The 22,917-nt window shown below is 68.6% G+C and carries 20 protein-coding genes and 1 pseudogene; 11 read left to right on the top strand and 10 right to left on the bottom strand.

Annotated elements, in window-relative coordinates; translation table 11 throughout:
• Positions 1 to 8: 8 nt before the first annotated feature.
• Positions 9 to 1,514 carry a cytochrome ubiquinol oxidase subunit I gene (locus tag Q1A98_RS14375; protein ID WP_299574769.1) on the bottom strand — a complete coding sequence of 502 codons (1,506 nt, stop codon included), beginning with the start codon at positions 1,512 to 1,514 and terminating at the stop codon, positions 9 to 11.
• Between the two features lie 974 nt (positions 1,515 to 2,488).
• Entirely contained in the window at positions 2,489 to 3,406 is a 918-nt protein-coding gene (locus tag Q1A98_RS14370; protein WP_299574767.1) for an aminodeoxychorismate lyase, read from the bottom strand.
• 37 nt (positions 3,407 to 3,443) lie between these two features.
• On the opposite strand from Q1A98_RS14370, the gene Q1A98_RS14365 reads away from it, so the two are divergent.
• The 3 genes from Q1A98_RS14365 (at position 3,444) to Q1A98_RS14355 (ending at position 5,602) form a co-directional block, all read left to right on the top strand.
• The gene (locus Q1A98_RS14365; RefSeq protein ID WP_299574764.1) at positions 3,444 to 4,637 is read left to right on the top strand and encodes a folate-binding protein; all 1,194 of its coding nucleotides are present in this window, start codon (positions 3,444 to 3,446) and stop codon (positions 4,635 to 4,637) included.
• Complete coding sequence (locus Q1A98_RS14360) at positions 4,634 to 5,272, top strand: MOSC domain-containing protein (RefSeq protein ID WP_299574762.1); 639 nt, start codon at positions 4,634 to 4,636, stop codon at positions 5,270 to 5,272. The genes Q1A98_RS14365 and Q1A98_RS14360 overlap by 4 nt, the downstream gene beginning before the upstream one ends.
• A gap of 150 nt (positions 5,273 to 5,422) precedes the next feature.
• Positions 5,423 to 5,602, top strand: coding sequence for a DUF3073 domain-containing protein (locus Q1A98_RS14355; protein ID WP_299574760.1), 180 nt, complete (start codon positions 5,423 to 5,425; stop codon positions 5,600 to 5,602).
• 80 nt (positions 5,603 to 5,682) lie between these two features.
• Here the strand turns inward: Q1A98_RS14355 and purM are convergent, their stop codons facing one another.
• The 3 genes from purM to Q1A98_RS14340 form a co-directional block, all read right to left on the bottom strand.
• Positions 5,683 to 6,786 (bottom strand): phosphoribosylformylglycinamidine cyclo-ligase, encoded by a 1,104-nt coding sequence (gene purM, locus Q1A98_RS14350; protein ID WP_299574757.1) that lies wholly within the window; start codon positions 6,784 to 6,786, stop codon positions 5,683 to 5,685.
• A 65-nt stretch (positions 6,787 to 6,851) separates the two neighbouring features.
• Positions 6,852 to 8,429: an amidophosphoribosyltransferase gene (gene purF, locus Q1A98_RS14345; protein ID WP_299574755.1), complete on the bottom strand. Its 1,578-nt coding sequence runs from the start codon at positions 8,427 to 8,429 to the stop codon at positions 6,852 to 6,854.
• A gap of 87 nt (positions 8,430 to 8,516) precedes the next feature.
• On the bottom strand, positions 8,517 to 8,900 hold the full coding sequence (locus tag Q1A98_RS14340) for a sterol carrier family protein (RefSeq protein WP_299574754.1): 384 nt from the start codon (positions 8,898 to 8,900) through the stop codon (positions 8,517 to 8,519).
• Positions 8,901 to 9,142: 242 nt separating this feature from the next.
• On the opposite strand from Q1A98_RS14340, the gene Q1A98_RS14335 reads away from it, so the two are divergent.
• The gene (locus Q1A98_RS14335; RefSeq protein WP_299574752.1) at positions 9,143 to 10,651 is read left to right on the top strand and encodes a glutamate--cysteine ligase; all 1,509 of its coding nucleotides are present in this window, start codon (positions 9,143 to 9,145) and stop codon (positions 10,649 to 10,651) included.
• Positions 10,651 to 11,703 (top strand): low specificity L-threonine aldolase, encoded by a 1,053-nt coding sequence (locus Q1A98_RS14330; protein ID WP_299574750.1) that lies wholly within the window; start codon positions 10,651 to 10,653, stop codon positions 11,701 to 11,703. The genes Q1A98_RS14335 and Q1A98_RS14330 overlap by 1 nt, the downstream gene beginning before the upstream one ends.
• Before the next feature lie 29 nt (positions 11,704 to 11,732).
• Here the strand turns inward: Q1A98_RS14330 and Q1A98_RS14325 are convergent, their stop codons facing one another.
• Positions 11,733 to 12,689 carry an NmrA/HSCARG family protein gene (locus Q1A98_RS14325; RefSeq protein ID WP_299574749.1) on the bottom strand — a complete coding sequence of 319 codons (957 nt, stop codon included), beginning with the start codon at positions 12,687 to 12,689 and terminating at the stop codon, positions 11,733 to 11,735.
• A 177-nt stretch (positions 12,690 to 12,866) separates the two neighbouring features.
• On the opposite strand from Q1A98_RS14325, the gene Q1A98_RS14320 reads away from it, so the two are divergent.
• On the top strand, positions 12,867 to 13,211 hold the full coding sequence (locus tag Q1A98_RS14320; RefSeq protein WP_299574748.1) for a metalloregulator ArsR/SmtB family transcription factor: 345 nt from the start codon (positions 12,867 to 12,869) through the stop codon (positions 13,209 to 13,211).
• Positions 13,212 to 13,347: 136 nt separating this feature from the next.
• Complete coding sequence (locus Q1A98_RS14315) at positions 13,348 to 15,333, top strand: OPT family oligopeptide transporter (RefSeq protein WP_299574746.1); 1,986 nt, start codon at positions 13,348 to 13,350, stop codon at positions 15,331 to 15,333.
• A gap of 24 nt (positions 15,334 to 15,357) precedes the next feature.
• Here the strand turns inward: Q1A98_RS14315 and Q1A98_RS14310 are convergent, their stop codons facing one another.
• Positions 15,358 to 15,954 (bottom strand): TetR/AcrR family transcriptional regulator, encoded by a 597-nt coding sequence (locus Q1A98_RS14310; protein WP_299574743.1) that lies wholly within the window; start codon positions 15,952 to 15,954, stop codon positions 15,358 to 15,360.
• A gap of 193 nt (positions 15,955 to 16,147) precedes the next feature.
• Here Q1A98_RS14310 and Q1A98_RS14305 point away from each other — a divergent pair, with 193 nt between their 5' ends.
• The 3 genes from Q1A98_RS14305 to Q1A98_RS14295 all read left to right on the top strand — a co-directional run bounded on the left by Q1A98_RS14305 (position 16,148) and on the right by Q1A98_RS14295 (position 18,756).
• A complete protein-coding gene (locus tag Q1A98_RS14305; RefSeq protein WP_299574741.1) occupies positions 16,148 to 16,723 on the top strand; it encodes a DUF308 domain-containing protein in 576 nt (191 codons plus the stop codon).
• Between the two features lie 216 nt (positions 16,724 to 16,939).
• Entirely contained in the window at positions 16,940 to 17,860 is a 921-nt protein-coding gene (locus tag Q1A98_RS14300) for an SDR family NAD(P)-dependent oxidoreductase (protein WP_299574739.1), read from the top strand.
• A complete protein-coding gene (locus Q1A98_RS14295) occupies positions 17,860 to 18,756 on the top strand; it encodes an alpha/beta hydrolase (RefSeq protein ID WP_299575360.1) in 897 nt (298 codons plus the stop codon). Before Q1A98_RS14300 ends, Q1A98_RS14295 begins: the two co-directional genes overlap by 1 nt.
• A gap of 16 nt (positions 18,757 to 18,772) precedes the next feature.
• Here the strand turns inward: Q1A98_RS14295 and Q1A98_RS14290 are convergent, their stop codons facing one another.
• On the bottom strand, positions 18,773 to 20,074 hold the full coding sequence (locus Q1A98_RS14290; RefSeq protein ID WP_299574737.1) for a cytochrome P450: 1,302 nt from the start codon (positions 20,072 to 20,074) through the stop codon (positions 18,773 to 18,775).
• Positions 20,075 to 20,286: 212 nt separating this feature from the next.
• On the opposite strand from Q1A98_RS14290, the gene Q1A98_RS14285 reads away from it, so the two are divergent.
• Positions 20,287 to 20,868: a TetR/AcrR family transcriptional regulator gene (locus Q1A98_RS14285; protein WP_299574734.1), complete on the top strand. Its 582-nt coding sequence runs from the start codon at positions 20,287 to 20,289 to the stop codon at positions 20,866 to 20,868.
• Here Q1A98_RS14285 and Q1A98_RS14280 read toward each other — a convergent pair.
• A complete protein-coding gene (locus Q1A98_RS14280; RefSeq protein WP_299574731.1) occupies positions 20,844 to 21,953 on the bottom strand; it encodes an NAD(P)-dependent oxidoreductase in 1,110 nt (369 codons plus the stop codon). The genes Q1A98_RS14285 and Q1A98_RS14280 overlap by 25 nt on opposite strands.
• Positions 21,950 to 22,917: pseudogene (locus tag Q1A98_RS14275) on the bottom strand (ferredoxin); the annotation flags it as partial. The pseudogene Q1A98_RS14275 and the gene Q1A98_RS14280, both read right to left, overlap by 4 nt.

Genomic DNA, 22,917 nt, shown 5'->3' with positions numbered 1-22,917 from the left:
GCGATCTCCTAGTAGGCGAACGAGAGGTGTTCGGCGGGTTCGTCGTCCGCGGCGTCGTCGTGCATGCCGGGTTCGTCCTCGCTGGTCGGCGACGTCGCCGCGGACGGTCCGGTCTCGGCGTGGCGCTTGATGAGCACGAACCAGGCGACGGCGAGGACGCCGTAGACGAGCGTGAACACGGTGAGCGACGTGGCGACGGTGGCGACGGACGTCGCCGAGACCCCCTGTTGGACGGTCAGATGGATGGCGGGGTCACCGTCAGGGTTGGGCGCGACCATCCACGGTTGCCTGCCCATCTCGGTGAAGACCCACCCGGAGCTGTTCGCCAGGAAGGGTGTCGGGATCGCGAGCAGCGCCAGACGTCCCAGCCAGCGTGCCTGGGGGACGCGACCGCCTCGGGTGAACCAGAGGCCGGCCAGCGCGAGCAGCGCCGAGCCCGCGGCCCAGCCGATCATCGCGCGAAAGGCCCAGTAGGTGACGAACAGGTTCGGGCGGTAGTCGCCGGGCCCGACCGTCTGCGCGTAGTGCTGCTGCATCTCCGCGACACCGGGCAACGTGGCGTCGAAGGTGTTCGTCGCGAGGAACGATGTGAGGTAGGGGATCTGGATGAGGTGGGTGACCGAGTCGCAGTTGTTGTGCGTACCGATCGTCAGCACCGAGAACGACGCCCCGGTCTCGGTGTGGCACAGCGACTCCGCGGACGCCATCTTCATGGGCTGCTGTTCGAACATGAGCTTGCCCTGCATGTCACCGGTGATCCCCAACGCGATGCCCGACGCGACGATGATCCACAGCGCCATCCGAGTGATCGGCCGGTGCAGTGTCCGGGCGTCGTGGCGCAGCACGGCCGCGTCCGCCGGCGACGACGCGACGTCGGCCTTGCGGCGCGCCCGGATCATCCACCAGAGGCCGATCCCGGCGACGAATGTCCCTGCGGTGAGAAACGATCCGGCCACCGCGTGCGGGAACGCCGCCAGCGTCGTGCTGTTGGTCATGACGGCCCAGAAGTCGGTCAGCTCGGGCCGATTCGTCTCCGGGTTGAACCGCGCCCCGACGGGATGCTGCATCCACGAGTTGGCCGCGATGATGAAGTACGCCGACGCGTTCACCGCGATCGCCACGAGCCAGATGCACGCGAGGTGAACCTTCTTCGGCAACCGGCCCCAGCCGAAGATCCACAGCCCGAGGAAGGTCGACTCGAGGAAGAACGCGACGAGCCCCTCGAGCGCGAGTGGCGCGCCGAACACGTCGCCGACGAACCGGCTGTAGGCGCTCCAGTTCATCCCGAACTGGAACTCCTGCACGATCCCCGTCGCGACCCCGAGAGCGAAATTGACCAGGAAGAGCTTCCCGAAGAACTTGGTCGCGCGGTACCACTGCTCGTTGCCGGTGACCGTCCACACGGACTGCATCACCGCGATCATCGGCGCGAGGCCGATCGTCAGCGGGACCAGGATGAAGTGGTAGACGGTGGTGATCCCGAACTGCCATCGGGAGATGTCGAGTGCGTTCATCGCCGACCTCGTCGTCGACACGGCTCGCGGAGTCATCCGCGAGAGCTACTACTAGACGTAGTACTACCGATGAACGTAGACCGGCCAGGTCGTGATGACCAGCGGTTTAGGTGTTCCCTAGGACACAGAGACCCCGGTCACGCCGGGGACTGCGACCCCGGCGCACTGTTGCGGGCGCCACCTCCGTTTGAGGTGTTGGCATTTCGTATATCGTTCCTTCAACTTTGCTAGAAACGGGGAACCCCTTGGAACCAGTATCGATTTTTGCTTCTACAGGCCGAATATTTGCTTCGGGGATCGGCAAATTGTTCTCGCACTACACGCCAGGTCGGAGAATCTCGATATCATTCGACCAGCCTCGAAGTCCGGTTTCGAGTTACTTCGTGCCGGGTGTGAGAAGTATCCGCGAACTCGCGGTCGCTCCAGGACCTGACATGAACTTTCCGCCGCCAGGCTGGGTGCAGAGAAACAGGGCGTTACCATTGGGCTTCACTATTTTCAATCTTACAATTCAGGCTCGCCAACAGACGTCAGCCATTCTAAAGCAGGTGTCAGTCGACGTGACCCCGGTTGAGCAGGTGCCAGGGATTGCTTTAACTCGCGCAATTGGAGGCCCGGTTGAGGCGCTCAATCTTGAAGTCGACCTCGATGCTAGAGAAGTCCGGTGCCGTGACTCTCGAAACTTGGCGGACGCCCATTATTTGCCAATTGATTTTAACGTAACCTTCGCAGACCCGTTGGAGCTTAGAGTATCGAACGTTTCGACCACTGTAGCGGCCAATTGGCGGCTGAGCCTGCACTTTCTAATCGATGGAAAGATTGTAGTTCGTAAAGTACCCGAAGAATGGTGTTCGACCATCCCACGCGGCTATCGGGGAATAGTCCAAACCTATCTTGGCATCGGAGGAGATTGGACAGAACAACCCCCGGTATAAATTTGGATCGAAAGCTCCGCCTCGACGGGTAAAGGCCGGTCAGTCCTCGATCGACTTCTCGACGAGCTGGGCGAACTCCGCCGCGCGTGCGGGCTCCGGCATCTCGTAGCCGTTCAGCTCTCGGACGCGCGCGGCGAGGGTGACACTCGACAGCAGCCACACGCCGTCGGCGACGACGAGGTCGGCCACACGGAGCGAGCGGTACTCGGTGCGCAGCCCCTCCTTCTCGGCCGTCTCGAACAGCGCCTGCTGCGTGGTCCCCGGGAGGATCCCGTCCTCGACGGGCGGCGTGGTCAGCGTGTCGCCGTTCAGCACGATCACCGTCGACCGCGGGCTCTCGAGGACCTGCCCCTCGCTCGAGGTGTAGATGACGTCGTCGACGCCCTGCGCGGCAGCGTGCCGCTGCGCGGCCATGTTCGTCGCGTAGCTGAGCGTCTTCGCGCCCAGAAGCTGCCACGGGGCCAACGCCCCGAGGTCGACCGAGTAGCCCCGCGTCAGCGTGATGACCGACGTCCCCTCCGTCCGCACGGTCGCGATGCGGTCGGCGACCGGGCCGACGGTCAGGTAGGCCGTCGCCTCGTTGGACTCCCGGGTGATGCCGGTCTCGGCGTGCTCGCGGGGTGCGGCCTGACCGACCGGCGCGCTCTCCCGGCCACGCGAGTAGACGATGCGCAGCAGACCCTCGGTGTCACGGCCGTTCTTCTCGGCCCACGTCCGCTGTCCGGTCCTGATCGCGGTGCGCCACCGGTCGAGATCGGGCGCGGGGAGGTCGAGTGCCTTGGCGCTCGTTTCGAGCCGCTCGAGATGGCGGGACACGTTGCGCGCCCGCCCGTCTCGCACCAGCAGGGTCTCGAACACACCGTCGCCGCGCACCGCTGCGAGGTCGTCGGCGTGGAGGAATGGGACGTCGGGGTCGAGGACTGCACCGTCGTGGGTCACCAGGATCGACTGCGGCATGGCGATCACCCTAGCGGGGGGCTCGTACGATGAGGACGTGACCGACTCGATCGGACAACCCGAGCCCGACCAGCCCGCACTGCGACGCCATCAGCGTGAATCCGGCGCAGTCCCACCCCCGGAGGACTCCCTCGACCAGGGTGTCGCCTGGCATCACGGTGACCCGTTCGGCGAGCAGCGTGCCGCCGCGACCTCCGTCGGCGTCGTCGACCGCTCGCATCGCGGTGTCTTCGAGATCAGCGGCGACGAACGGCTCAGCTGGCTGCACACCATCTCCAGCCAGTTCGTCACCAACCTCGCCGACCGCACGTCGGCGGAGAACCTCAGCCTGGACGCGAACGGTCGGGTGGAGGACCACTTCGTCCTCACCGACATCGATGGCCTGACCATCGCCGACACCGAACCCCACCGCGCACAGCAACTGCTGACGTTCCTGCAGCGCATGGTCTTCTGGGCCAAGGCCGAGCCCGTCGACCGCCCTGACCTACGCGTGCTCACCCTGCTGGGCCCCGCGGCCGTCAGCGGCCCGGTCGCCGAACTCCTCGAGATCACGCCGGACGCGCCGGTGTACGCCGCCGGTCGGATCCCCGAACTCCACCACGACGACGAGCCGTCGGGCTTCTGGCGGATCATGCCGCCGCTGGGTGAGCGCGGCGCCGACGGCCACCCCGTCGTCCCGCGCGTCGACGTCCTCGTCCCCGAGGCGCAGTTCGACCGGTGGTGGGACGCGATCGTCGAAGCCGGCGCGCGGCCGGCGGGCACCTGGGCCTTCGAGGCGCTACGCGTGGCCGCGGTCTCGCCCCGGCTGGGCCTCGACACCGACGAGCGGACGATCCCCCACGAGGTCGACTGGATCGGTGGGCCCGAGACGTTCGGCGCGGTCCACCTCGAGAAGGGCTGCTACCGCGGTCAGGAGACGGTCGCGCGGGTGCACAACCTCGGCAGTCCGCCCCGGCGGCTCGTCCTGCTGCAGATCGACGGCAGCGCCGACGGCGGACCCGCCACCGGCGACCCGGTGACCGCCGCCGGCCGCACGGTCGGCCGGGTCGGGACCGTCGTCGAGCACTTCGAGTACGGACCCATCGCGCTGGCCCTGGTCAAGCGCTCGATCGAGCCGGGAACCGCGCTGGAGGCGGGCGGTGCCGCCGTCGCCATCGACCCCGCATCGCTGCGCGCCGACGACCGCGTACGCGCCGGCCGCGCCGCCGTCGAGGGGTTGCGTTCGCGATGACCGGTCGCGTCCTGGCGGTCTGCGCGGCCGATCGGCCCGTCCACCTCGACCGCATCGGTGACAGCGGCATCGGCAAGACCGAGATCTCCGGCCCCGTCCGCGTGACCACCGAGGGCGTGCACGGCGACACCATCGTCGACACCAAGCACCACGGCGGTCGGGACCAGGCGGTCTACGCCTACAGCGACGCCGAGGCCCGACGGTGGGCCGACGAGCTGGGCCGGTCGCTGCCGCACGGCTGGTTCGGCGAGAACCTCCGCGTCGACGGGATCGACGTCACCGACGCGGTCGTCGGTGAGCACTGGCACATCGGCGACGAGGTCCACCTCGAGGTCACGATCTTCCGGACCCCCTGCAAGACCTTCGTCGCCTGGGCCGAGGAGCCGCGGTGGATCGCGCGCTTCCTCGAGCGTGGTGACGTGGGGGCCTACCTGCGGGTGCACCGCGAGGGACACATCACCCAGGGCGACGCGATCACCGTCACCGACCGCCCCGACCACGGGATCACGGTCCGCGCGCTGCTCACCGGAGACGTCGACGACGCCGGCGTCGAGCTGCTCACCACCGATCCCCGCTACGACGGCAAGGTCGCTCGCGAGGCCGGCAAGATCGCGCGACGCCGCGCGCGCCGCTGAGACCGGCATCTTCCCCGGCGGGTCTTGTCCAGGCTGGTCCGCAGACCGCCCCAGGCCGCGCTAGACTGTTGCACACGACAAGATTTGTTAACTCAGAGCGGGGCCGCCAATCGTGATTGGCCGCCCCGTCATCGTGCGAGGGGGTCCCCTATGGGCCGCGGCAGAGCAAAAGCGAAGCAGACGAAAGTGGCTCGGGAGTTGAAGTACAGCTCACCGAACATGGACCTCACCAGCCTCCAACGAGAGCTGGCCGGTGAGCCGGAACGCCCCTCGGATCGCCCGGACCCCGCGGAAGCGTGGGCCGACGAGGACGAGTGGCGCCGCGCCTGAGCGCCGTCTGATCGTTCCCGGCCGGAAGATCGCCCTCCACCTGCGGTGACGGTGGCCTCCCGGTCGGGAACATCTTTTTTCTAGAACCGCGGGTGCTCGCCGTGCAGGTCGACCTCGCCCGCGGAGTCGCGACCCTCGTGCGACTTCTTGATCGCTCCCAGCACCCAGCTGTCGATGTGTCGTGCCGTCAGCACCGCCAGGGCTCGGTCGGTGTCCTCGGGCGCGACGATCGCGACCATCCCGACGCCCATGTTGAAGGTGCGTTCCATCTCGAGGCGTTCGACGCGGCCGCGCTGCGCGATCATGGCGAACACCGGCGCCGGCGTCCAGGTGCCACGATCGAGTTCGGCGCGCAGCCCGTCGGGGATGACGCGCGCCAGGTTCTCGGCGAGCCCACCACCGGTGACGTGCGCGAACGTCCGCACATCGGTCTCGGCGATCAGCGCGAGGCAGTCCTTCGCGTAGATCCGCGTCGGCTCGAGCAGTTCCTCGCCGAGTGTGCGACCGAACTCCTCGACGTGCCCGCCGAGGTCCATGTGACCCCACTCGAGCAGCACCTTGCGGGCGAGCGAGTAGCCGTTGGAGTGCAGTCCCGAGGAGCCCATCGCGATGACGACGTCCCCGGGGCGGACGCGGTCGGGTGAGAGCACCGCGTCGGCCTCGACCACGCCGACTCCGGTGGCCGAGAGGTCGTAGTGCGACTGCTCCATCAGGCCCGGGTGCTCGGCGGTCTCGCCGCCCAGCAGGGCGCAACCCGCCTCGACGCAGCCGTCGGCGATGCCCTTCACCAGCTCGGCGACCGTCTCGGGCACGACCTTGCCGACGGCGATGTAGTCCTGGAGGAAGAGCGGCTCCGCGCCGCACACGACGAGATCGTCGACGACCATCGCGACCAGGTCGCGGCCGACGGTGTCGTGCTTGTCCATGGCCTGCGCGACCGCGAGCTTGGTTCCGACGCCGTCGGTCGAGGAGGCGAGCACGGGCTCGCGGTAGGTGCCGCGCAGCGAGAACAGACCTGCGAAGCCGCCCAGTCCACCGAGCACCTCAGGTCGGGAGGCACGCTTGGCGTGGGGGCTGAAGAGGCGGACCGCGCGGTCACCGGCATCGATGTCGACGCCCGCTTCGGCGTAGGACGCGCCGCGGATGGACTGTCCGTCGTCGGGCGCGGTCTCCTGGTTCGGCACGCGGGTCACGCTACCGGAGCACACGCGACGGGCACGGTGGCGGGACCCGGCGCCGTCGGGCCCCCTCAGGGACGACGCAGGGCGCTGACGTTGTCGTTGTGGGCGACCAGCGGATCGTCGCCGGCGGTCGAGGACAGCATGGCCTCCAGGACGGCCTTGCCCATCTGCGTCTCGGTCGGCAGGTCGATCGGGTACTTGCCGTCGAAACAGGCCGCACAGAGCTGTCCGGCCGGCTGCTCGGTCGCGGCGATCATCTCGTCGATGCTGATGTAGCCCAGCGAGTCCGCGCCGATGGCCTGGCGGACGCCCTCGACCATCCCCTGCTCGGACTCCATCCCGTTGGCGATGAGCTCGGCGGGTGAGGCGAAGTCGATGCCGTAGAAGCACGGCCACCGCACGGGGCTGGAGGCGATGCGGACGTGGATCTCCGCGGCGCCCGCCTCACGCAGCATGCGGATCAGCGCCCGCTGGGTGTTGCCGCGCACGATCGAGTCGTCGACCACGACGAGCCGCTTGCCGCGGATCACCTCGCGCAGCGGGTTGAGCTTGAGCCGGATGCCGAGCTGACGGATGGTCTGCGACGGCTGGATGAAGGTGCGGCCGACGTAGGCGTTCTTCATCAACCCCTGGCCGTAGGGGATGCCGGACTCCTGCGCGTACCCGGTGGCTGCGGGGGTGCCCGACTCGGGAACCGGGATCACCAGGTCGGCGTCGGTGGGATGCTCGCGTGCGAGGCGACGACCGATCTCGACCCGCGACGAGTGCACCGACCGGCCGTTGATCACGCTGTCGGGACGCGCGAGGTAGACGTACTCGAAGACGCAGCCCTTGGGGGTGGGCTGGGCGAAGCGGGAGCTGCGGACGCCGTCGGCATCGATCGCGAGGAGCTCTCCCGGCTCGATCTCACGGACGTAGGACGCGCCGACGATGTCGAGGGCGGCGGTCTCCGACGCGACGACCCACCCGCGGTCGAGACGACCGAGACAGAGCGGCCGCACACCGTAGGGGTCACGAGCGGCGTAGAGAGTGTGCTCGTCCATGAAGGTGAGACAGAAGGCGCCGTCGAGGGTGGGCAGCAGCTCCATCGCGGCCTGCTCGATGGTGCTGTCGGCGGCACCGTGCGCCAGCAGCGCGCCGACGACGTCGGAATCCGACGTCGCGCCGCCGTGGATCCGCGAGGCCATCAACCCGGCCTCGCGGGCGATCGCCGCGAGATCGGCGGTGTTGACGAGGTTGCCGTTGTGGCCCAACGCCACACCGGTGCCGGCCGCGGTGGTCCGGAAGATCGGCTGTGAGTTCTCCCACGTCGTCGACCCGGTGGTGCTGTAGCGGCAGTGGCCGATGGCGACGTGGCCCGGCATGGAGGCCAACGTCTGCTCGTCGAAGACCTGGGACACGAGACCGAGATCCTTGAACACGAGCACCTGCGAGCCGTCGCCGACCGCGATCCCGGCGGCCTCCTGGCCGCGGTGCTGCAGGGCGTACAGGCCGTAGTAGGTCAGCTTCGCGACGTCCTCACCTGGGGCCCAGACCCCGAAGACGCCACATTCCTCGCGGGGCTCGTTCTCGCCGCGGTCGTCGAGAGGGGCTGCGGAGGCATGGTCGGCGAGGAGGTTCGGGCTGTGGACGGACAGCTCGGTCACAGGGCACTCCGATGCGGTGGGCGGCGGTCGGACCTGCAGGTGAGTTTACGGGCCGACGTGCAGCGACGGCGAATCCGGCGCGCGGGATCAGATCCGGACCAGCGGCAGGTGGTCCCCGACCTCCGGGGCGCGGCTCCCCGAGGCCGACACCGTGGCCGCGGCGATCTCGTCGGCGAGGTCGGTCAACCCGGCTGCGAGGCGCAGCCAGGTGCGGGCATCGGTCTCGACGACGTTCGGAGGGGTCCCACGGGTGTGGCGGGGGCCCTCGATGCACTGCACGGCGACGAACGGCGGCACCCGCACCTCGACGGACGACCCCGGGGCGATCTGCGCGAGCGTGCGGGCGGTGGTCCGGACGGCCAGCGCGAGCTCCGGACGGGCCGGGGTCTCGTCGGTCTCGCCGCGCAGCCACGGGCCGACGGCGAGCACGGCCGTACGCATCTCGGCGGGGTCCACGGACTTCGAGGGCATCACCCGATCATCCCAGCCCCCGACAGGACGGCGCCCGATCCTCGACCGTGCACCAGATCTCGTCGACCGTGTGGCGGATGCCCGCGATCGTGCAGTTCTGCGAGCGAACAGGACTCGAGTACACGTTCGGCATGGCTTTTCCGCACGCTCGCCGGGATTTTCTGCACGCTCGGGGAGGTCGACGGGCGACACGATGTCCGTTTCGGTGGCTCGAGCCCCCGTCGCGGTGACACGATCGAGCGATGGGCGCCGAGGTCAGCAGACGCGAGTTCACCCGGGAGGACCGGCGACGGTTCCGGACGCAGGTGACGCGCGGCACCGAAGCGATCGCGCGAATGCTCGCCGACGGCGCGTTCGTCGACACCGACGGCGCCCCCGCACCGCTGCTCGGCATGGAGATCGAGCTCAATCTCGTCGACCGCGCGATGAACCCCGCGATGGCGAACGACACTGTCCTGCAGGCGATCGCCGACCCCGACTACCAGACCGAGCTGGGCCAGTTCAACGTCGAGATCAACGTGGCACCGCGTCCCTTCGCCGACGACGAGATGCTCTCGCTGGAGAGCGCCCTGCGTGCCTCGCTGAACCGCGCAGAGGCCCAGGCCGCCGCCACCGACAACCGGCTCGCGATGATCGGCATGCTCCCCACCGTCCGGCTCGAGCACCTCACCCCGGAGTGGATCTCTGCCGACCCGCGGTATGAGCTGCTCAACGATCAGATCGTCGCCGCGCGGGGCGAGGACATCGAGCTCGACATCGACGGCGTCCCCCTCGGCGACGCACGGATCGGCGAGAGGCTCAGCGCCACCACTGAATCCATCCTCCCCGAGGCCGCGTGTACGTCGGTGCAGCTGCACCTGCGCGTCGCCCCCGAGGACTTCGCCGACCACTGGAACGCGGCGCAGGCGATCGCAGGCATCCAGGTGGCCGTCGCGGGCAACTCGCCCTTCTTCGCCGGCAAGGCATTGTGGCACGAGACCCGCATCCCGGTGTTCGCCCAGGCCACCGACACCCGACCGCTGGAGTTGAAGAATCAGGGCGTCCGACCGCGCGTCTGGTTCGGCGAACGATGGATCACCACGATCTTCGACCTGTTCGAGGAGAACACCCGGTACTTCCCGGCCCTGCTGCCGGTCTGCGACGACGAGGATCCACTCGAGGCCCTCGACGCCGGGCGCATCCCCGCGCTGTCGGAGCTGAACCTGCACAACGGCACCGTGTACCGCTGGAACCGACCCATCTACGACGTCGTCGACGGCCATGCGCATGTCCGCATCGAGAACCGTGTGCTGCCCGCCGGTCCCAGCGTCGTCGACACCATGGCCGACGCCGCGTTCTTCTACGGGTTGATGCGCGGCCTCGTCGACGCAGACCGCCCGCTGTGGTCGCAGATGTCCTTCGACGCCGCGACGGAGAACCTCACCGCGGGTGCCCGCGACGGGCTGGAGGCCCAAATCTATTGGCCCACGGTGGGATGGATCCGACCCGACGAGCTCACCCTGCGTCGACTGCTCCCCGCGGCCGATCGCGGACTGGCCGCCTACGGCGTCGGGGACAAGGCGCGACGTCGCTACCTCGGCATCATCGAGGGCCGCTGCCAGAGTCGACAGACCGGATCGGTGTGGCAGCGTGACGCGGTCGCGGCACGCGAACGCGCCGGTGAATCACGGGAGTCGGCGCTGGCGGGGATGCTGCGCGACTACGTCGAGCGCATGCACGACGGTCAGCCCGTGCACACCTGGGACCTGTGATGGCCCGCCCGATCCTCCGCGGCTACGCCAGCGACAACACCGCCGGCGCCACCCCGGAGGTCCTCGCCGCCGTGGCGGAGGCGTCGGCGGGACTCGCCGCCCCCTACGGCGGAGACGACCTGTCCCGATCCGTCACCGCGCAGTTCGCGGAGGTCTTCGAACGACCCGTCGACGTGTTCCCCGTCGGGTCCGGGTCAGCGGCGAACGGGATCGCCCTGGCCGCACTGACTCCCCCGTGGGGCGCGATACTCGCGCACCCGAACGCCCACATCACCACCGACGAGGCCGGTGCGCCCGAGTTCTTCACCGCTGGAGCGAAATTCGCCCATGTCGACGGCCCCGACTCGACGATCGATCCCGATCTCCTCGGCGCAGCGGTGGTTCGTCGTCGCGGTGACGTCCACAGCGTGCAGCCGTCCGTCGTCAGCCTCACCCAGGCCACCGAGACCGGCAGCATCTACACCGTCGACCACCTGCGCACCCTCGCCGACATCGCCCACGACGCCGGCCTACGCGTACACATGGACGGCGCACGGTTCGCGAACGCCCTGGTGGCGCTGGACGTCTCGCCGGCCGAGATGACCTGGCACGTCGGCATCGACATCCTCTCGTTCGGGGCGACGAAGAACGGCACCATGACCGCCGACGCGATCGTCTCGTTCGACCCGTCCCTGGCGACAGAACTCTCCTACCGGCACAAGCGGGGCGGTCAGCTGACCGCCAAGATGCGGTTCCAGACCGCCCAACTCGGCGCACACCTACGCGACGACCTGTGGCTGACCACAGCCCGGCACGCGAATGCGATGGCCCGGCGACTACGCGACGGCCTGAGCGAGATGCCCGGCGTCGACGTGCTCGGCGACCCGGGTGCCAACATCCTGTTCTGTCGGTTCCCGGACGGGCTCACCACCACTCTGCGGCAGCAGGGCTATGCGTTCTACTCCGACCGCTGGAAGCCCGGCGTCGTCCGTCTCGTGACCAGCTTCGTCCATCGCGACGCCGACATCGACGACCTCCTCGACGCGGTCCGCACCGCGACCGGCGTCGGCTGAGTCGACCGACCCGCCCGTCCGGTGCTGCGTCACGACCGTGCGAAGGACATCCGGCCACCGCGCCAGTCGGTTGCCCGCAGGAACTGCTCCCAGCTGCGAGCCGTGGGATCGATCGCCCTGCTCCACTGCACATCTCGGCCGGGCGCGAAGTAGCCGTACTCAACTGCATAGTGCGCCATGCCGATGGTCTCGTCCACGAGGAGGGGGTTGACGTCCATCTCGGGAAAGCACGCGACGAGGCCCTCTCGCGAGGTCGCGTCACGGTACTCCGCGTGCTGACCCGTGACGCGCGAGTAGATCTCGATCATCTCGCCGGGAGAGAGGAACTCGCCGACGATCGGCAGGGAAACACCGCGATAGCTGTCGGGACGCGACAGCACTTCCAGCACCGCCGGGCCCGTGGCCGTGGTCGGATCCACGAACGGCGCACGAACATGCTCGGGCAGGTAGAAGGGTAAGACGGTCGTGTCGCCCTCCATGTGAGGCGGGTAGTACTCGAGAGCGTTGGTGTAGAAGAACGACAGCATGACGAAGGTGTGGGTGACGGGCAGCGTCCGAATGTGTTCTGCGACGCGGGCCTTGTCGGTGAAATGCGGTGCATAGTGCCTTCCCGCGGTTCGTTCGTCGACGTTCTCCAACGTGCTGAACACCACGTGCTCGACACCTGCCTCGACGGCCGCGTCAGCGAGTTCGCAGCCCAGGACGTACTCGTCGTCCGAGGGCGGGGCGACCGGAGGCGTCATCAGGAACGCAGCCTGAGCGGATCGGAACGCATCCGTCAGCTGTCGCCGGTGCCCCCGCGCGAGCGGGACCGCGACGACCTCCGCGCCCCGTGCGGAGAGCTGACGGGCCTGGGCCGAGTGGGGGTCACGCGTGAGTGCACGCACACGGAAATCGCCACTGGCGAGCAGCGAGTCGACCACACTTCTGCCCTGCTTGCTCGTCGCCCCGGCGACGACGGCCAACGGTGCACGGAGATCCGACATGGTGGTTTCTTCCTCTCGAGCTGCGTCCTCGTCTGAGCCACAGGTGGGTGCCGAGCGATGCGAACGCGGAAATCATATCGCGGAATCGCGATTTGTCGATGCGAGTGGTGACCTGCGACCGCGAGCCGGTCGTCTCGACTTACAGTGGTCCGACCCGGACGCGACGGAGGGGGTCGGATGAGCACCACGGAACCGTTCGACGAGTCGGCCCGGTTGGATGGCGCGGTGACGGCGTTCAAGGCCCTGGCGAACCCCGCGAGGCTGCAGATCATGGACTGGCTCCGCGACCCCGACACCGAGTTCGCCGCCTGGGAGCCCATCGCGGACCGTTCCGAATACGGAGTCTGTGTCAGTCACCTGCAGGCCAAGTCGGGCCTGGCGCAGTCGACCATCTCGTCGCACATGGCGATCCTCGAGCGCGCGGGTCTCGTTCGTTCCACGAGGATCGGCAAGTGGATCCACTACCGGCGTGACGATGCCGCGATCGCCGAACTCGGTGGGCTGCTGACCGCGCGTAGGTGACAGCCACCCGCGACCCCGTGCGCGCGGCGAGGTGTCCATCTCGAGGAACATCCGCCTCGACGATCACACGGGAACCACACGAGGCGACGCCGACCGTCGCATACTCGACGGGCACATCGACGAGAAGGAGTCACCGATGGCGTTGAGCACCGAGAGCCGGAGCAGCATCAAGGAGTTGACCGTCCGAGGGGTGATCCTCGGTGGGCTGATCACGCTGGTGTTCACGGCGGCCAACGTCTACCTGGGCCTCAAGGTCGGTCTGACCTTCGCGACATCGATCCCCGCCGCGGTCATCTCGATGAGTGTGCTGCGCTACTTCCACGACCACACGATCGTCGAGAACAACATCGTGCAGACCATCGCGTCGGCGGCGGGCACGTTGTCGGCCATCATCTTCGTGCTCCCCGGCCTGATCATGGTCGGGTGGTGGACCGGCTTCCCCTACTGGACCACCGTGGCGGTCTGCGCCACCGGCGGGATCCTCGGCGTGATGTACTCGATCCCGCTCCGACGGGCACTCGTCACCGGATCCGACCTGCCCTATCCCGAGGGTGTCGCGGGTGCAGAGGTCCTCAAGGTGGGCGACTCGGCGTCGGGCGCCGAGGACAACCGTGGTGGCCTGCGGATCCTCACCGTCGCGGGCCTCGCGGCGGCCGCGTTCTCGCTCGTCGCATCGCTCAAGGTCCTCAGCAACTCGGTGTCGGCGGCGTTCCGGGTGGGGTCCGGCGGCACGATGTTCGGCGCCAGCCTCTCGCTGGCGCTCATCGGCGTCGGGCACCTGGTGGGTCTCACCGTCGGCATCGCGATCTTCATCGGCCTGCTCATCTCCTACGGCGTGCTCGTCCCCATCCGGACGTGGGGCGATCTGCCTGCCGGTGAGACGCTGTCCGACGCGGTCTCGTCGGTGTTCTCCTCCGACGTCCGGTTCATCGGCGCAGGCACCATCGCCGTCGCCGCCATCTGGACCCTGCTCCGCATCCTGCGGCCCATCGCGACCGGCATCGTCGGCTCCCTGCGTTCCGCGCGGCTGCGCCGCGGCGGCGAGACCGTCGACATCACCGAGCGGGACATGCCGATTCAGATCGTCGGTGGCGTCGCCGTTCTCATGCTCATCCCCATCGCGTTCCTGCTGTACGACTTCGTCAGCGGAACACAGCTCGAGGGGAACGCGGGCGGAATCATCGCGGTCAGCCTCGCCTTCGTCCTTGTCCTCGGCCTGCTGATCGCCGCGGTGTGCGGCTACATGGCCGGCCTCATCGGCTCGTCGAACAGCCCCATCTCCGGTGTCGGCATCCTCGTCGCGATCGGTGCCGCCCTGCTGATCAAGCTGACGTTCGGTAGCGCCGACCCGGGGCAGTCGACAGCGCTCGTCGCATTCACGCTGTTCACCACCGCGGTCGTGTTCGGCGTGGCGACCATCTCCAACGACAACCTGCAGGACCTCAAGACAGGTCAGCTCGTGGGTTCGACGCCGTGGAAACAGCAGGTGGCGTTGATCATCGGCGTGCTGTTCGGCTCGGCGGTCATCCCGCCGATCCTGCAGCTGATGCAGACCGCATTCGGGTTCGTCGGTGCCCCCGGCGCGGGTGACGACGCCCTCGCCGCGCCGCAGGCGTCGCTCATCTCGTCGCTGGTCGACGGCGTGTTCGGTGGGTCCATCGACTGGGCGCTCATCGGCGTCGGCGCGTTGATCGGGATCGGTGTCATCATCGTCGACGAGATCCTCGGCAAGACAACCCGTTTCCGCGTGCCGCCGCTGGCCGTGGGCCTCGGCATGTACCTGCCCATCTCGCTGACGATCATCATCCCGATCGGTGCGGTCCTCGGGTTCTTCTACAACCGCTGGGCCGACGGCCGCGCCAACCCGGGCCGCACGAAGCGGATGGGCACACTGCTCGCATGCGGTCTGATCGTCGGGGAGTCGCTGTTCGGCGTCGTGTTCGCCGCCATCGTCGCGGCGACGGGCGACGATTCACCGCTGGCGATCGTCGGCGACGGCTTCGACAATCCCGCCCAGATCATCGGAGCGATAGTGTTCGTGGCCCTCGTCGGATGGCTGTACCGCTGGACGTCGCGCACCGCGACATCCCCGGCACCGGCGGACGCGGCCCCGAAGGCCTGAGCGCACCACGCGAGGTCGCAGCGCTCACCTCCTGTTCGCGGCGATGACGGAGACGAAGGCCGCGGCCACCGAGTCCGCGACCGTGGAGGGCGTGCCGAGGTAACCGTTCACCATCGCGCCGTCGCGGAGGAGCATCAACTGGCGTGCGGTGGAGTCGATGTCGCGGACCCCGGCGTCGGCGGCGATCCCGGCGAACCAGCCGAGCGTCCACCGACGGTGCTCGTCGACCACCACGCGGACCGGGTCGTCACCGTCGGCGAACTCCGCCGCGGCGTTGATGAACGCACAGCCCCGGAAACCGGGTCCGCAGCTCGCCGCGCCGAGGTCGGTGGCGAGAGCACGCAGCGATCCCGGGGGGTCGCCCGAGTCGCGGAGCCCTTCCATCCACCGACGTTCACCCGCGGCCTGCTGCTCGAGGTAGGCGACGACGAGATCGCTCTTGGTCCGGAAGTGGCGGTAGAAGGTGACTTTCGTGATGCCGACCCGCTCGATGATCCGATCCGCACTGGTCGCACGGATCCCGTCGGCATAGAACAGCTCATTCGCCACACCGAGGATGCGGTCTCGGGTGGCGGACCCCGACCGCGTGCCGACGGTGCCCCCTGGCGAATCGCCGGACATGCCTCGCTCCTGTCTCCTCCTCGTCGCGGACACGGCACCTGCCGGACCTCCGCGCGCCTCACGGTCACCCTACGGACCAGCCATGCGGCAGAGCCTCCCTGCGATTGCGTTCGCGACTCCTTCGGTCTAGCGTTCGATGTAGACGTACTAGTAACTCTACTCACTCATCGACCCCACGACGGAAGAAGCCGCCATGACCATCTCCGCCACCCGACCGTCCCCCCGCTCTCTCGCCGGACTCCGCGGCGTCTACCTCGCTCGTGCGGTCTTCGCGGTGGCGTGGGCCCTGGCGGTCGTCGTCGCCATGCCAGATCTCGGCCCGGTGCTGACGGCGCTCCTGGTCGTCTACCCCGTCGTCGACGCCGGCGCCGTGGTCGTCGCCGCCCGATCCGACGGCCGCGCGTCGTCGCCGCGGATCGCCGAGAAGGCCAACATCGTCGTCAGCTGCCTCGTGGCCATCGCGGTCGGGGTGGCGTCGACCATGTCCATCGCAGCAGCCGTCGGAGTGTGGGGCGCCTGGGCTGTGCTGTCGGGGGCCACACAGCTGATCACCGCAGTTCAGCGTCGACGCGCCGGGGGCCAGACCCCGCAGATCCTCAGCGGCGCGATCTCGGTGGCGGCCGGGACGTCGTTCGTCGCGCAGGCAGTGGCGGGCTCCGACAGCATCACCGGTGTCGGCGGGTACGCGCTTCTGGGCGGACTCTTCTTCCTGGTCTCGGCCGGCCGGCTGACGATGATCCTCCGCGCGTCGGAGCGCGCACGCTCCTGACCGTGTCGTCCGACTCTGGTGGCACCTCGAGCCCTCTGACGCTCTCACCGTGAGAGGCCCACGAAGACACGACCCGTTCTCCGTGCAGGTGGGGGCCCTGACGCGATAGGACCACACGCCTCGGTGACACCGCTCTCCATCGACTTGTGCGAGCGCGCTTGATCTGGCCCCCGGCTCGGTCGACGCTGATGCCGTGCACACCGAGACGAGCGGCGAGTGACCGCGCAGCGTTGGACCGAGCAGGACGTCCCCACCCAGGCGGGCAAGGTCGCCGTCGTGACCGGGTCCAACACGGGACTGGGATTCGACACCGCACGCGTGTTGGCCGACCGAGGCGCGCACGTGGTGCTCGCCGTCCGGGACCCTGCGAAGGGTGAGGATGCCGTGGAGCGGATCCGCTCCACGGTTCCCGACGCCGACGTCAGCGTGCAGCAGCTGGATCTCGGGTCGCTGGAGTCGGTACGGAAAGCGGCGGACGAGTTGCGGGGCCGTCACCCGCGCATCGATCTGCTGATCAACAACGCGGGCGTCATGATCCCGCCGAAGGAGATCACCCCGGACGGGTTCGAGTTGCAGTTCGGCACGAATCACCTCGGACACTTCGTCCTGACCGGCTTGCTGCTCGAGACGCTCACCGGGACAGCGGGTTCGCGTGTCGTCGTCGTCGCCAGCCTCGGCCACAAACTGCGCGGGGACATCCACTTCGACGATCTGAACTGGTCGAAGAGCTACAGCAGGTCCCGCGCCTACGCTCAGTCGAAGCTGGCCAATCTCATGTTCTGCTACGCATTGCAGCGACGTCTCGAGGCGGCGGGCGCTCCGACCATCGCCGTCGCCGCGCACCCCGGCTTCACCGACTCGGACCTCATGCGCCACGTCTGGCCCATCGCCCGTCCCCTGATGCGGGTGACCGGACCGATCGTGGGGCAGGACCCGAGTGTCGGTGCGCTACCGCAACTCCGGGCCGCGACCGATCCCGAGGTCCACGGCGGTCAGTACTGGGGGCCGGACGGCTTCCTCGAGATGCGCGGGAAACCCGTTCTCGTGTCGTCGAACAAGCGCTCGCACGACGTGGAGGTCCAGGAGCGTCTGTGGACGGTCTCCGAGGAAATGACCGGCGTCACCTTCCCGATCTGATGGGACGGCAACTCGACGGCATCCATCCCGACCTCCGTCGACAGGCGCGGTTCCTGCCGTCAGGGGCGTTCACCGCGACGACGATCCCCCTGCTCCGCGGCGTCACACGACTGATGGAGCGGCGCGTACCCGATTCGGTGACGCGCGTGAAGCTCCCGAGCGGAGGCGCTGTTCGTGTGCACCGGACGGCTCGCTCCGCGGACGACGGTCCAGCGTTGCTGTGGATGCACGGCGGCGGCTATGTCATCGGGTCAGCCGCGCAGGACGACGGTCTCTGCGCCCGATTCGCCGCGGCCCTGGGAATCACGGTCGTCTCCGTCGACTACCGGCTCGCGCCCAGGAACCCGTATCCCGCGGCGCTCGACGACTGCCATGAGGCATTGGTCTGGGCCGCGGAGCTTCCCGGGGTGGACGCAGAGAACATCGTCATCGCGGGGGCCAGCGCAGGTGGCGGCCTGACCGCGGCGCTCGCGCTGGCGGCACGGGACCGCGGTGTGGTGACACCGCGATTCCAGGTACTCGTCTACCCGATGGTGGACGACCGTGCGCCCGGCAGCGCGAGCCGGGACGATCCGCGCTACCGCATGTGGAATCCGCGGAGCAACGACCTGGGCTGGAAGGCATACCTCCGGGGCGCCGATCCGACGGTCGCCGCCCCGGCTCGCCGAACCGATCTCGCCGGTGTGGCGCCCGCATGGATCGGCGTGGGGAGCCTCGACCCCCTGCACGACGAGGACATCGCCTACGCGTACGCGCTGCGCGCCGCCGGGGTGAGCTGCGACGTGGACGTGGTCGACGGTGCGTTCCATGGTTTCGACGCGGTGGCGCCGAAAGCGCCTGTGTCCGTGTCCTTCTTCGAGCGTCAGTGCGAGGTGATCCGCGCGGCGCTCGGCTGAGCCGAGGCGACCGGCCTCAGGCCGGTGTCAGGCGGATCGGGAGCCGGGTCGGGCCGCGCAGCGAACTGTGGGTCGACCACGTCGTCGGACCGTCCGCGGTGATCGCGGACGCCTGGCGGGTCAGTTCCCGCAGCACGGCCTGAGCCTCCATCCGCGCGAGAATCGCCCCGATGCACATGTGCGGTCCGTACCCGAAAGCGATGTGGGTACGGGGATTCCGGTCGACGCGGTAGGTGTCCGGGTCGTCGAAGACCGACGGGTCGCGGTTGGCGGCCCCGAACGACATCATGAGACGCGAGCCGGTGGGGATGGTCACCTCGCCCACCTGGTGCGGTGCCCGCGTGTAGCGGTACAGGTTCTGGATCGGCGATGTGAAGCGCAACTGTTCCTCGACCGCGGCAGGGATGAGGTCCGGATCCGCACGGATCGCCTCGAAGTCGTCGGGACGGTGGGCGAGCGTGTCCATCATCCCGCCGATCAAGTTGGTCGTCGTCTCGTTGCCGGCGAAGAGCAGCAGCATCGCGATGAAGAACAGACCGTTCTCGTCGAGGTCCCCGCCCTCGTTGTACTCGAGGAGCCGCCCGAAGACGGTGTCCGAGGCCGTGAGCCTGCCGCTCGCGAACTGCTCCTTGAAGTAGCGACGGAGGGCCAGGATCGCCGTCAACCCGGTGTACGCCTGCGCCATCCCGGCTGGGCTCGCCGACGCGTTGACGAAGCCGACACCCTCCTCCGACCACCGACGGAACTGTGGTCCGTCGCTCTCGGGGATGCCGAGGATGTTCGCGATCACGCGGATCGGCAGCGGGATCGCGAGCTTTGTCACGACGTCGCAGCCGGGGTCGGCGAGCACGGCCGCCACGAGCTCCTCGGCCATGCGGTCGACCGTCTCCTGCCAGGCGTTCATCGCGCCCTTGGTGAACGCGGGCTGCACCTGCTTGCGAAGTCGCACGTGCTCCGCCCCGTCCGACAGGACGAGCACGGGTGCCGAGATCTTGAACCGCGTCACACCCTGCGTGCTGGTGACGGAGTCGGTGCTGCGCAGCGCGGTCCGGACATCCTCGTGTCCCGGGATGATCCACGTCGCACGGCGTGGGTTGTAGAACACACGGGCGCCGTGTTCGTGGAGACCCCGATACGCCTCGAACGGCTGCGCCGCGGTGGCCGGGTCGAGCGGGTCGTACCCGGTGTTGGTGGCACCGGCCCACGCACGGCTGCCCCGCAATTTCGTGCGCGCGGTCATCTCCAGGTTCATCTTCGCGGCACCGAGGAGTGGGCTCCCGATGTCACGGGCGGCCGCCATCACGGACTGTGTGCTCATCGTCGACCACGCTCGGGGTTGTGCATGGGATCAGCGTCGACGTGAGGTCGGACGGCGGTCAAGGTGCGACACGAAGTCGACAGGACAGTCTGCCCGCGACACTCGGCGACTCTCTCACGCCAGTGCGTTCATCAGGTACTTTGATCCGGAAGGATCCCCGTCGAATTCTCACGGCGAGGTTCGTGCGATCGACCTGAGAGGCGTGGGACCGGATGGCGACGGACTGGTTGGTCGGACAGACGAGGGCGTCGGCGGCGGCGCAGCGCATCCACCGCGCGGCCGCGACGCTCATCGCACGTCGCGGTACCGACGACTTCACCATCAACGAGATCGCGGCGATGGTGCATTGTTCGCCGGCCACCGTGTATCGCCACGCGGGCGGCAAGGACCAGATCCGCGAAGCGGTTCTCACGCAGATGTCGGCCCGCATCGTCGGCGACGTGTTCGCCGCCATCGACGGCCTCAGCGGCGCCGACCGCATCGTGACCGCCATGCGGATCGGGATCGACCGTATCCGCACCGAGCCGATCACCCAGCGGATGATGACCACGACCACCGCCCCGCCGCACTGGGTGGAGAACTCGTCGGTGATCGCCGCGGTCACCGCCGAGATGATCGGGTGTGCACCCGAGGACGTGGCCGTGAAGTGGTTCATCCGTTCGGTTCTCGCGTTGTGCCAGTGGCCGGTCGGCGACGAGGACGTCGAACGGGAGATCCTCGAGCGGTTCGTGGGACCGGTCCTCACTCCCAGTTCATCGCCGTCGACAGGTCAGCCGTCGAACGTGGGCGTGTGAACAGCTCGCGGACCGTACCTGTCGAGGATCAGGCGCCATGGATCGGCATACGAGCCGGGGTTGTGTCGTTGAGATGACGTCGCCCGCAGGAACACCCACCCGAACGGCACGATGAAGCGACCCAGGAGTCGCTGGAGCAGACTCGAGGACCGTCGGACCTCGTCCAGGAACGCAGGGAAGCTCACACGCTGGAAATCGAGTTCCGCGGCGGCTGTCGACGTGTCCATCCAATCCGTCGCGAACCACGCCGCGTCGTCGTCCGGGTCGCCCGGACGGCCCGTGGGCAGGATCCCCGGGATCCCCATCGCCCGGGTCAACCGTTCCCCGACCTCCGACTGCAGTAGACGGTGCGAGTCGTCTCCGCCGATCAGGTACACCCGTCCCGACGGTCGCGGGCTCGTCGCCGCCGTCGCGAAAGCCCGTGCCACATCACGGACGTCGACGGTCTGGATGCGACCGTCGGCGGGGAGGACGCTCTCGAACGCGATCAGGCTGCGGTCGGCGACATAGGCTCCCACGCCCATCACGCCCCCGAGACGCAGCACGGTCCAATCGAGGGACGAGGCCATCGCGGCGTCCTCCGCCTCGACCTTGTTGTGCCCGTACAGGTCCGAGGGGCGGCGTGGCGTGTCCGGCGTGAGCGGCTCGTCGACGGTGTGCGGGTTGCGCGAACCGTACACGGCGATGCTCGAGGCCAGCACGAAGCGCGGCGGCACGGTCGCCTGCTCCGCGGTCGCCACCAGATCGCGTGTGACACCGACGTTGATGCGATGGGACAGGTCTGGATTCGCGTAGCAGCGCGGAGGGATGAGCGCTGCGAGGTGGATGATCGCCGACGGCGCGGTCGACGCCACGAGGTGCTCGACGTCATCGTGGTTGCAGAGGTCCGCCCACCGCGACGTGAGGCCGGATGCGCCGGGGCTCGCCTGCAGTCGCTCGAGCGTCTGCCGATTCCCGGGGGTGTCGAGATCGGTCGCCACGACGGTGATTCCGCGCCCGCAGAGTTCCCGGACGACCGCGGAACCCACCAATCCCATCGCGCCGGTCACGAGGACGGGCCCGGTGGCGCGCTGCGCGTCGGTCACGCGTCGACCAATCCCGTTGCCACGGATTCGAGTTCGGGGATCGATGTGATCTTCACGCGGCGTCGCCCGGCGTCCTTGCCGGCCTGTTTCTCCGCGGTGTCGATGCTCTTCCACCCGGTGTTGTCCACGCGCGTCGCGCCACGACCGGCGACGAGGTCGGCGATGGCCTCACGGGAGTTGTCCGGCTCGCCCAGACGACCCTCGGTGAAATCGGCGAGGACGGCCTGCGCGGTCTGCTGACCATCGAGCCGATTCATGCCGATACCACCGGTCGCGCCACGCTTGATCCACCCCGAGACGTATACACCGCCCACCGGCTCCCCGCCCGGTTCACTCAACACACGACCCCCCTCGTTGGGGATGACCCCGTGGCCCTCGTCGAACGGCAGATCCTTCACCGGCAGACCCCGGTACCCGATCGCCCGCAACACCACCGACGCCTCGATCTCGAACCGCTCCCCGGTCGGGGCGACCGCGACGCGCTCACCGTCGACGAGTTCGTTGCGCACACACGTCACCGACGACACCGCGCCGTCACCGGTCAGTTCGACCGGGGAGACGAGGTAGCGGAACACCACCCGCCGCTCCGCGCCCGTGTCGCCGCGCTCGGCGAACTCCCGCGCGATCCGGATCTTCGTCGCGACCGTCGAATCCAACGACCCACTCGACTCGGCCTCGGCCGAGGCGGCATCCAGGATCAGCTCATCGGGATCGATGATCACATCCACCCCGGGGATGTCGCCCATCGCGAGGAACTCACCATTGGTGTAGGCGGCCTGCGCGATGCCGCGGCGCCCCAGCAACACGACCTCGCGGACGTTCGATGCGCGGAGTTTCTCGATCGCATGATCGGCGATGTCAGTCTTTCCCAGGTGGTCGGGATCGGCGAGCAGGATCCGCGCCACATCCAGGGCGACGTTGCCGTTGCCCACCACCACCGCCCGCTCACCGGTCAGATCCACAT

The sequence above is a fragment of the uncultured Williamsia sp. genome (assembly GCF_947494875.1).
In the GTDB taxonomy this organism is placed as follows: Bacteria; Actinomycetota; Actinomycetes; order Mycobacteriales; family Mycobacteriaceae; genus Williamsia_A.
This window is presented reverse-complemented; position numbering and strand designations above follow the sequence as displayed.